The 10,307-nt window shown below is 50.9% G+C and carries 9 protein-coding genes and 1 pseudogene; 6 read left to right on the top strand and 4 right to left on the bottom strand.

Features of this window, described 5'->3' with window-relative positions; translation table 11 throughout:
* Positions 1-152 precede the first annotated feature (152 nt).
* A complete protein-coding gene (locus T500_RS0111950) occupies positions 153-917 on the bottom strand; it encodes a nitroreductase family protein (RefSeq protein WP_028908305.1) in 765 nt (254 codons plus the stop codon).
* Between the two features lie 307 nt (positions 918-1,224).
* On the opposite strand from T500_RS0111950, the pseudogene T500_RS0111955 reads away from it, so the two are divergent.
* The 5 genes and pseudogenes from T500_RS0111955 to dnaA form a co-directional block, all read left to right on the top strand.
* A pseudogene (locus T500_RS0111955) lies at positions 1,225-1,665 on the top strand (ribonucleoside-triphosphate reductase); the annotation flags it as partial.
* Positions 1,666-1,716: 51 nt separating this feature from the next.
* Entirely contained in the window at positions 1,717-2,082 is a 366-nt protein-coding gene (folB, locus tag T500_RS0111960) for a dihydroneopterin aldolase (protein WP_028908307.1), read from the top strand.
* A 78-nt stretch (positions 2,083-2,160) separates the two neighbouring features.
* On the top strand, positions 2,161-3,387 hold the full coding sequence (locus T500_RS0111965; RefSeq protein ID WP_080694881.1) for an N-acetylmuramoyl-L-alanine amidase: 1,227 nt from the start codon (positions 2,161-2,163) through the stop codon (positions 3,385-3,387).
* A gap of 15 nt (positions 3,388-3,402) precedes the next feature.
* On the top strand, positions 3,403-4,305 hold the full coding sequence (locus T500_RS0111970) for an MlaD family protein (RefSeq protein ID WP_028908309.1): 903 nt from the start codon (positions 3,403-3,405) through the stop codon (positions 4,303-4,305).
* 332 nt (positions 4,306-4,637) lie between these two features.
* Positions 4,638-6,062, top strand: coding sequence for a chromosomal replication initiator protein DnaA (dnaA, locus tag T500_RS0111975; RefSeq protein WP_028908310.1), 1,425 nt, complete (start codon positions 4,638-4,640; stop codon positions 6,060-6,062).
* A gap of 47 nt (positions 6,063-6,109) precedes the next feature.
* On the opposite strand, the gene T500_RS0111980 is transcribed toward dnaA, so the two are convergent.
* Positions 6,110-8,167, bottom strand: a complete 2,058-nt coding sequence (locus tag T500_RS0111980) for a TonB-dependent receptor plug domain-containing protein (protein WP_028908311.1) — start codon at positions 8,165-8,167, stop codon at positions 6,110-6,112.
* 180 nt (positions 8,168-8,347) lie between these two features.
* Between T500_RS0111980 and T500_RS0111985 the strand changes: the two genes are divergently transcribed.
* Entirely contained in the window at positions 8,348-9,676 is a 1,329-nt protein-coding gene (locus T500_RS0111985; RefSeq protein ID WP_028908312.1) for an inositol-3-phosphate synthase, read from the top strand.
* A 49-nt stretch (positions 9,677-9,725) separates the two neighbouring features.
* Here the strand turns inward: T500_RS0111985 and T500_RS17015 are convergent, their stop codons facing one another.
* A complete protein-coding gene (locus T500_RS17015; protein WP_155267535.1) occupies positions 9,726-9,827 on the bottom strand; it encodes a smalltalk protein in 102 nt (33 codons plus the stop codon).
* A gap of 16 nt (positions 9,828-9,843) precedes the next feature.
* The coding region (locus T500_RS17170; protein ID WP_036909039.1) for a DNA-binding protein at positions 9,844-10,307 on the bottom strand (464 nt) is incomplete at its 5' end.

A 10,307-nucleotide genomic window follows, 5' to 3' on the forward strand; every position in this document is an offset into this window, starting at 1 on the left:
TTTTTTAGGCACGGATTACGCGGATTACACGGATTAAGTCCTCGCGCTATATATTTAGGCACGGATTAACACGGCTTTAATAAATTAAAGACACGGCTTTAGCATTGTAAACTAAGCCGTGTTTTTTTATAAAAAAGCCGCGTAATCCGTGCCTAAATTTTCTGCAGCTGTATGGTGTAAGGCAGGAAACCTTGGCGTTCTAAGGTTTGGATAAGAGTGTTTGACATCGCCTCGTTGTCCTTGCGCGTGTAGCGGATATCCGTAAATATCTGGGCAAGTGTTTCTTTGTTGTTGATTTTAACAAAGTTCTTGTTCTCCTCCAGATTCTCCTTATAATTATAATAGGTGTCGATATCAGCACCCATATAGTCCTGATAGGTTTCCTGATGCACAAAGCTCTCCAGCGGCAGACGGTCGCTCAGGGCGGGCTCCTCGTCGGGCCAACCCACAGTAAGCGTGGCCACAGGCATCACCAGTTTAGGCAACTGCAGCACGTCGATAATCTGTTGGGGCTGATACACGGTGGTACCCAGGTAGCAGTAGCCCAAGCCTTCCTCGTCCATCAGGTTGCACAATGTCTGTGTGTAGAGAAGGGCATCGGTAGCCGCATTGATAAACGACAGGAAGTTGTCGTAACCAGGTTCGGCATTGCGGCACTTGGCCCAGAAACTGGTACGATTGAAATCGGCACAGATGGTCAGTACCACAGGTGCCTGTTTCACCATCGGCTGGTTGAAGTGGGCAGGTGCCAGCTTTTCTTTCATGTCGGCCGAACGGGTAACAATCACGCTGTAAAGCTGCAGGTTTCCCATGGTCTGGGTGCGTGCAGCCTCGTTCATCAGACGGTTCAACAGCTCATCGCTAACATCCTGCTGGGTGTATTTGCGGATGGTTCGTCGTGTCAATAAATGTTTCATATCTCTTAATTTTGCTTATAAAAATCTGCTTTTTTGTATTATTTGGTTGCAAAAATACAAATAATTCGGCAAATTTATCTAACTTTGCACGCAAAAATAGTTTGATATGGAAGAAAACTTGCGAAGTGAACTCGTTGGGCGTATTGCTCACGAACTCACAGCCATAGGTAAGCACAGCGATGCTACTCTGTCCGAGGAGCGTGTGGCCAGCATCCTTAACCAGTGCCTCAAATCGGTTAAGGCCGATGATGCCGAATTGCTGCTTACGTTGGCCAATCAGGCATTCGATATCTTCTTGTCGGGCACCCGCCCCGAGGTAACCGAGGTGCGTCCTGAGGTGTTGGAGTGCGACGTGGTACGTTTCCAGAATAACCGCGAAAAATGGGTGGCATTGGTAGGTTTGCTGAATGGCTACCCTTACGAGATATTTACAGGCTTGGCCGACGACGAGGATGGCATTGTGCTGCCCAAGACCGTTACAACGGGTAAAATCATTAAGCAGGTTAACCCCGATGGCACCAAGCGTTACGATTTCCAGTTCGAGAATCGTCGTGGTTATAAAACCACCGTCGAGGGCCTCTCAGAGAAGTTCAACCCCGAGTACTGGAACTATGCCAAACTGATATCGGGTGTGCTGCGTTATCGCATGCCTATCGAGCATGTAATCAAGCTGGTGGCTTCGCTCTCGCTCAAGGATGAGAGCATCAATACCTGGAAAACAGGTGTTGAGCGCGCACTGAAGAAGTACGCTCCTGGCTGCCATGATGAGGAGGAAGAAGAGATTAGTGAGTAGTGAAGAGTGAATAGTGAAACATTTATATATCTGGACGAGGTTCGCTTTTATGCCTTTCATGGGGTGATGCCCCAGGAGACACAGGTGGGAGGCGAGTTTTTGGTTAGCTTGCGTGTGGGGTATCCCATCCAGGGGGCTATGGAGACCGACGATGTGGCCGACACGCTGAACTATGCCGAGCTGTTCCAGTTAGTAAAACAGCAGATGGACATCCCCTCAAAGCTGCTCGAACATGTGGCAGGTCGCATCGTGAAGGCCATCCATGAGCAGTTCCCGCTGGTGTCGAGCATCCATCTGCGTATCACCAAAAAGAATCCGCCGATGGGGGCTGATAGCAAAGGCGCAGGGGTCGAGGTAAATGTAAAAATGTAAAAATTAAAAAATTGAAGATTGGTTAGGAACGTGATTAGGTTAAGATATATATTATGTGCGTTGCTGCTGGGAGGGGCTATGATGGCCCAGGCAGCTGGTAAAACTGGTTTTACGTTGGTGATTGATGCCGGTCATGGTGGTCACGATACGGGTGCCGTGGGTGCTATCTCTAAGGAGAAGAACCTCACGCTGAAGTTTGCGCTGGCCTTCGGACGTATGGTTGAGCAGAACTGTCCCGATGTAAAAGTGGTTTATACCCGCAAAACCGATAAGTTTGTAGAGTTGTACCGTCGTGCCGAGATAGCTAATCAGGCCAAGGCCGATTTGTTTATCTCTGTGCACATCAATGCCTTGCCAAAGGGTAGGGTGGCACGTGGTTTCCAGACCTACACCTTGGGTACCAGCAAGCGTACAGGTAAGCAGACTGGTGTGCTGCAGAACCTGGAGGTGGCCAAACGCGAGAACTCGGTTATCTTTATGGAGAAGGACTACCAGCAAACCTATCATGGCTACGATCCTAACTCGCCCGAGAGCGATATCATGTTCGAGTTCATCCAGGATAAGAATATGGAGAACAGCGTAGAGCTGGCCAAGTACATGCAGCGCTACGTGTGTCAGGCCACTGGCCGCCAGGATATGGGTGCCCAGCAGGACAATCTGGCTGTGCTGCGCCTCTCGTCGATGCCTGGTGCACTGTTGGAGTTGGGCTTTATCTCAACCCGCGACGAGGAGGAGTTTATGAATTCGGCCCGTGCCGAAACGCTGTATGCCACGGGTATGTTCAACGCCTTCCTGAACTATCGTAAGCGTCATGGTGGTAATATCACCATTCCTTATAAGAAGATTGATGAGCCCGAGCCTGAGCGCCGATTGGCACCACTGCCCGATGCACAGGTAGAGGAGCCACAGGAGCAGGTGGTCGAGGCCAAGGTTGAGCCTGTAGAGGTGCGCCAGGTTAACGAGCCCAAACACGTGGTAGAGTCGCAGGCGCCTGTCAAGGCCGAGCCTAAGCCCGCTGCTGCAGCTGCCACCAACGATGCCCCTGTGTTTAAGGTGCAGATACTCTCTAGTTCCAGCAAGCTCAAGGCTGGCGATGCCCGCTTTAAGGGTCTTACCGATGTTGATTCGTATCGCGATGGCGGTATGTATAAGTACACCGTTGGTGCATCAACCGATTACAACGAGATCTACCGCTTGCGCAAGCAGGTGGCTGCCACCATCCCCGAGGCGTTTATCATTGCCTTCAAGGGCGGTCAGCGTGTAGATGTGAATGCGGCTATCCGCGAGTTTAAGTCAAAAAAATAATTTAATCTATAAGATATGAAAAAGTTTTCGAAAGAAATTCAGATTGCCCTGGTGGCCATTGCCGGCCTGTTGGTGCTCTATTTTGGTTTGCACTTCTTAAAGGGAATGACGCTGTTTTCTGGCGACAACAAATATTACGTGAAGTTCAAGGATGTAAGCGGCCTGTCGGTGGCCAGTCCTATCTTTGCCAACGGCTACCGTGTGGGTGTGGTCGAGGATATTATGTTCGACTATCAGAACACAGGCGAGATTGTGGCTGCTATCGATGTGGATACCGAGCTGAGTGTGCCCAAGGGCAGTCGTGCCGAGATTGCTACCGACCTGATGGGCAATGTAAAGGTGCTGCTGGTGCTGGGTAATGCTGCCGACGGTATGGTGGCCCCTGGCGATACCATCACAGGCAGTCAGCAGGTAGGCGCTATGGGTAAGGCTGCCGATATGATTCCAGCCGTACAGCAGATGCTGCCTAAGCTCGACTCTATCCTGGCCAGCGTCAACACCCTGTTGGCCGATCCTGCCATCGCCAACTCGCTGCATAATGTCGATCAGATTACAGCCGACCTGACACGCACCTCGCACGATCTCAGCCTGCTCACAGCCTCGCTGAACCGTCAGATGCCCCAGATGCTGCAGAATGCCGATGGCGTGCTGGCAAACACCAACCAGATTACAAAGGATATCAGCAACATGGATTTTGCCGCCACCATGACCAGTGTTAACACCACGCTGAAGAATGTAGAGCAGATGACTGCCGCCCTGAACAGCCGCGAGGGCACCCTCGGACTGCTGATGCGCGACCCCAGTCTGTACTACAACCTGAACAGCACCATGATGCATGCCGACTCGCTGATGCTTGATCTGAAGCAACATCCAAAACGCTATGTTCACTTCTCAGTTTTCGGCAAGAAAGATAAGTAATATAGATTTTGTCTAAATAATAAATTTTGGCCATAGGTATGTTTTTTATGTCTTGGCCATTATTATTTTTGTGTTCACACAATCGTAACTACCTGATTTTCAGGCATTGTGGTGTTTGCAAATGTGTAAAAAAGGTGATGCTTTTGTGAAACAGCGTAACTATCACGTTTTTAAGCAGTTACAAATTGTGTACACACGTCGGGGAAAATCGGGCATTTGCAAGTTACAAAAATTTGTTTTACCTTTGCACTCGGAAACAACAACAATAAACTCTACAAGCCTAAGTCTTGTATCTAGTTTGATTTAAAATTTAAAAATATAACATTCGCCAAATGAATAATAATCATCAGGCGCTCTGGGCCGACTGCCTTCGTCTCATCCAGGCTAACGTTACAGAGCAGCAGTACAAAACGTGGTTTGCACCAATCGTGTTCGAGTCGTTCAACGAAGCGAACCGTTCGGTTCTGGTGCAGGTTCCAAGCCGATATGTATTCGAGTTCTTGGAGCAGTACTACGTTGGATTATTAAGTAAGGTATTAGAGCGAGTGTTTGGTACCAATGTAAAACTCAATTACAGAATCGTTGAGGTAAAGGCTGCTACCGCTAAGGGTCGCGATGTAACTACCGATGTAGAGAGCGAGGGTCCTACGCTTGAGACCGTTCCCGCCCGTCAGCATCTTAACAAGTCGCCTAATGTGCTCGATGCCCCCCGTCAGCAGCAGCTCAATCCCCAGCTCGACACCAAGAAGAGTTTCCACAACTATATCGAGGGTAACTCAAATAAGCTGCCTCGTACCGTTGGTCTCTCTATCGCCGAGCACCCGGGTAAAACCACCTTCAACCCCTTCTTTATCTATGGTCCTTCAGGTTGTGGTAAGACCCACCTGATTAACGCCATCGGACTGAAGTGCTGCGAGCTTTATCCTAACAAGCGCGTGCTGTATGTAAGTGCCCGTCTGTTCCAGGTTCAGTTCACCGATTCTGTACGTCAGAATACCACGAACGATTTCATCAACTTCTATCAGAGTATCGACGTGCTGATTGTCGACGATATTCAGGAGTGGGTGAATTCGCCAAAAACACTCGACACTTTCTTCCACATCTTCGATCACCTGTTCCGTATCGGCAAGCAGATTATTCTGGCCAGCGACCGTCCCCCAGTTGACCTTACTGGTGTTAAGGACCGCCTGCTTACCCGTTTTGCCTGCGGACTGATTGCCGAGCTCGAGAAGCCCAACGTGCAGTTGTGTGTAGATATCCTGAACGCTAAGTGCAAGCGCGACGGCTTGAAGATTCCTGCCGACGTGATTGAGTATATCGCCCAGACTGCTAACGGCAGCGTGCGCGACCTGGAGGGTGTGGTTAACTCGTTGATGGCTTACTCGATTGTATACAACTCTAACATCGATATGAAGCTGGCCGAGCGTGTTATCAAGCGTTCTGTTAAGGTTGACAACCATCCGTTGACTATCGATGATATCCTTGATAAGGTTTGCAACCACTATGGTGTAAGTCAGCAGAGTGTGTTCAGCAAGAGCCGCAAGCGCGATTTTGTGCAGGCCCGTCAGATTTCGATGTACCTGGCCCAGAAGCACACCAAGATGCCATCGTCGCGTATTGGTCAGCTCATCGGCGGTCGCGATCACTCAACTGTTATCCACAGCTGCAATACCGTTGAGCAGCGCCTTAAGATTGATAAGGCCTTCGAAGCCGAACTCTGCAGCATCGAGAATTCGTTTAAACTTAAAGGTAAATAAATAATTGTTATCAATTGAGGCCCGCTATTCAGCGAGCCTCTTTTGTTTTATAATTGGATTGCAAATCCAGCCATCCACCATCTGCCTGGTTGTGGTATGTGGCCAAAGTCAACGTACGTTTTGTTCAGCAGATTGTTAGCCTCTACATACATCGTGTAGTTATCGGCATTCCAACTCAGTCGTGCGTCAACTATGCCGTAAGGCTTGTATTCGGTTATCTCGCCGTCGGCGTTGGTGTAGGTGCCCGTGCGGTCCTGCATGCGGTAGCTTATATTTGCATGCAAGCGCTTCCAGAGGTTGGCCTGCAACTGTGCCACCAGTTTGTGTCGCAGATACTCCAGCGTGTACTGGCTCTGTATGCCGTCGGTCTCCACCTTATCCTGGTCAATGTAGCTGTAATCTACCTGCAAGCGTTTCAGTATGTGTTGTGCAGGCATCATCTCCTGTAGGTTCAGGGCCAGTGTGGCCTCTATACCAGTGGCGTTCACCTTGGTAAAGTTTACCGATTCCCATGGTGCATCCACATCATCGCTGCGCCTGATCCAGTCAATCAGGTTCTTGCAGTGGTTACGATACACGCTCAGCTTGGCGTCAACCAGGTACGAGTTGTATTGCAGTCCGCCCTCTACGGCCGCCAGTTCCTCAGGTTTCAGGTGCTTATCGGCCTTATGCCCGCCCACCGAGTAGTACAGTTCGGTAACCGATGGCATGCGTAGCGATGTGTTGTACGATGCATACACCTTCCAGTTGCTGCCAATACGGTAGCTGGCATCAATGCCTGGATACAGACGCATGTTCATCTCGTTCCACGAGTTTTTTACGGCCACCACGCCTGCCGAAAGGGTAAAGCGCTCAAGCAGTATGTTATGTTCCAGCACAAAGCTCATGTTGGTGCGGTTCAGACCGTACTCGTAGTTACGGTCGGTACCATGAATATGGTGTGTGCGCGATAGTGGCTCGCCCAGATTGCCGCTCACAAGGTCTTCGTTGCGCAGTTCGGCGCCTATGGCTGTGCGCCCTGCAGCCCAGTCAAAGTGGCTGTTCAGATTCACGCCGTACACATCCGTGCGATGGTAGTTAAAGGGGTAGATATCGGGTGCATCGCGGAACAGCTCAAAGCGGTCTTGCGATCTGTTCCAGTATATGGTTGGTTTCAAGTGCAGGCGCCCTTGTTTGTTCTCGGCTGTTACGGCAGTGTAGGTTTTCAGTGTGTGCTCAAACTGGTCGTCCCATTTGGCGCCATAAAAGGTGTTCGAGCCAAAATCCCTTACGCTTATACCTGCATGCCAGTTCACGCGTATGTCGTTGTCGTCGTACTGTCCCTGGTAAAAAGCCTTTCCGCTTTTGTAGTCGGCATTCAGTTTGCCTGCCTTATTGCGGCTGTAGCCGTCGCTTCGGGTATAGCTGCCTGACAGGCTGTGGCTGGCTTTGCCGCCAAAAGCCACACGTCCGCCCACATTGGCATAGCCATACGATCCTGCTTCGGCATGCACGGCAGAGGGTAGGGTAGGCTTCGTCACAATGTTGATTGCTCCTACCAGACTCGACGTTCCATACACACGCCCTGCAGGTCCCTCAAGCACCTCTATGCGCACTATGTCGCTGATGTCTACAGGAAAGTCGAAGGCGTTGTGCCCTGTTTGCGGGTCGCAGATGTTAATTCCATTCAGCAGGATGGTAATCTGCTCGTAGTTGCCGCCTCGAATCGACACGTCGGTCTGGGCACCGATGGGTCCTCGTTGCCTAACATCCACGCCTACAGCGTACTTTAAAAGGTCGTTTACACTTTGTACTGGCGCCTGCGCAATAGCCTTGCGGTCCAGTACAGTTACCATTCTCGCAGCCTGACTCTTGGTCAGTGGCGCCCTCGATCCGGTTACGCTAACCTCGTCGAGCATCATCTCGCGTGCAGTTGTCGTAGCGGTTGAGTCGCTCACCACAGGGTGTGTGCTCACGCTCTCGGCCGATGCGTAGGTAAGGGTGCTAACCGATAGCACGCTGCAAACCACCTCGCGGCCCAGACAACTAAAGAGCGAGTAGCCCTTGTTTCCGAAATGACGGAAAACCAGGCGCTGGCGCTTCATGTTGAATGCTTGTTTGTACATAAATAATTTTTGTTACCTAAAAAAATCGGGTGCAAAATTAATGTATTTTTCTGTAACAAAACACTTAAAAGCTGTAAAACTTTGCAAAAATTTTAAGTTTTCTTTGCTTGTTTCAATTTATTTGTGCACCTTTGCAGCGCACTAAACATAGATATGTTTATCAACCAAATAAAGTAAAAAATGACACAAACTAAAGTAACCCCCGCCCAAGGTAAGTTGGGCATCCTGGTAGTTGGCTGTGGCGCCGTATCTACCACTTTTATTACGGGTGTGCTCATGGCTCGCAAGGGCTTAACCAAACCCGTAGGTTCAATGACTCAGTACGATAAGATACGCGTAGGTCGTGGTGCCGATGCCCGTTATCTGCACTATGCCGACATCGTGCCCCTGGCTAAGCTCGATGATATCGTGTTTGGCTGTTGGGATGTGTATCCGCAGAACGCCTATCAGGCAGCCATGTATGCCGAAGTGCTCAAGGAAAAAGATATCGAGCCCGTACGCGATGAGCTCGAGAAGATAGTGCCCATGCCCGCCGCCTTCGATAAGAACTACGCCAAGCGCCTGGATGGCGATAATGTAAAGGCTGGGCTCACCCGTTGGCAGATGGTCGAGGCGCTGCGCCAGGATATCCGCCAATTCAAGGCTGCTAACGATTGCGCCCGCGTGGTAGTGCTCTGGGCAGCCTCTACCGAAATCTACGTGCCCGTGTGCGAGAAGGTTCACTATCAGCTCAGCGACCTCGAAGCCGCCATGAAGGCCGACGATCGCGAGCATATCGCCCCATCCATGTGCTATGCCTATGCCGCCCTGAGCGAGGGTGCTCCTTTCATCATGGGTGCCCCTAACACCACGGTGGATATCCCTGCCATGTGGCAGCTGGCCGAGCAGACAAAAATGCCTATCGCTGGTAAGGATTTCAAGACCGGTCAAACGCTTGTTAAGTCGGGTTTTGCCCCCATCATCGGCACCCGCTGCCTGGGTCTTAGCGGCTGGTTCTCAACCAATATCCTGGGTAACCGCGATGGCTTGGTACTCGACGAGCCTGCCAACTTCCGCACCAAGGAGGTATCAAAACTCTCAACCCTCGAAACCATTCTCAAACCCGATGTGCAGCCCGACCTCTATGGTCATGGTAACGACGAGGATACCCAGTATTACCATAAGGTTCGCATTAACTATTATCCCCCACGCAACGACAACAAAGAGGGTTGGGACAACATCGATATCTTTGGTTGGATGGGCTATCCCATGCAGATTAAGATCAACTTCCTGTGCCGCGACTCAATCTTGGCAGCACCCCTCTGTCTCGACCTCTGTCTGCTCAGCGACCTGGCTGCTCGTGCTGGTCGTTATGGCATCCAACGTTTCCTTTCGTTCTTCCTCAAGTCGCCCATGCACGACTACACCCAAGGCGAGGAGGCCGTTAACCATCTGTATCAGCAGTACACCATGCTCAAAAACGCCATCCGCGAGATGGGCGGCTACGAGCCCGACGAAGAGATTGACTAAATAAATAAAAGAACAGAGGATGCTCGTTTGAACATCCTCTGTTTCTTTGTTAATACCCCATACACGAGGTGGCTCCCAGTGCCGTCACAATCGCTGTGGCGATGCTCGCAATCATCTGGATGATGAACTTAAATGTTTCCTTCTTACTCATAATTCACCTCCTTCCGCTAGTTCATGTCCGAGCCGCCACTACCTGGGTTGCTGGGCTGATTGCCGCCTCCGGTGTTACCACCTGTGTTGCCACCAGTCGAAGGATTGCTTGGCTGGGTGTTCTCATTGTCCTCCACATCGCCTGCATCGGTACTGGTCACGCGCTTCACCTCCTTACCGTCGCGGTCGTAGCAGGTAATCTGCACCGCTGTCTTGGCCAGCTCTTCCTTCAGCTCTACGTCAGGAGTGAAGATGATGCGACGACTCGAAATCAGACCGGCCTTCACCTCGTCAACCTGGGCTACGCTCTTGGCGCGCAATCCGAATCGCATAGTACCCAGACCGGGCAGTGCTACGCTATGACCCTCGGTGGCCCACGCCTTAATCACTTCGCCGGCTGCATCCCAGCATGCCTGCATCACTCCCTTGCTCACTCCGCTGCGCAGAGCAGCCTCCTTAATCACCTTGTCCTGTGTCAGGG

This window comes from Xylanibacter ruminicola Ga6B6 (genome assembly GCF_000687715.1).
GTDB classification, from domain to species: domain Bacteria; phylum Bacteroidota; class Bacteroidia; order Bacteroidales; family Bacteroidaceae; genus Prevotella; species Prevotella ruminicola_B.

Coding starts and splice junctions, on each gene's coding strand:
- dnaA (WP_028908310.1), top strand. CDS start 4,638: ATGAATAATAATCATCAGGCGCTCTGGGCCGACTGCCTTCGTCTCATC.
- T500_RS0111985 (WP_028908312.1), top strand. CDS start 8,348: ATGACACAAACTAAAGTAACCCCCGCCCAAGGTAAGTTGGGCATCCTG.
- T500_RS0111950 (WP_028908305.1), bottom strand. CDS start 917: ATGAAACATTTATTGACACGACGAACCATCCGCAAATACACCCAGCAG.
- T500_RS0111965 (WP_080694881.1), top strand. CDS start 2,161: ATGATGGCCCAGGCAGCTGGTAAAACTGGTTTTACGTTGGTGATTGAT.
- T500_RS0111970 (WP_028908309.1), top strand. CDS start 3,403: ATGAAAAAGTTTTCGAAAGAAATTCAGATTGCCCTGGTGGCCATTGCC.
- T500_RS17015 (WP_155267535.1), bottom strand. CDS start 9,827: ATGAGTAAGAAGGAAACATTTAAGTTCATCATCCAGATGATTGCGAGC.
- T500_RS0111980 (WP_028908311.1), bottom strand. CDS start 8,167: ATGTACAAACAAGCATTCAACATGAAGCGCCAGCGCCTGGTTTTCCGT.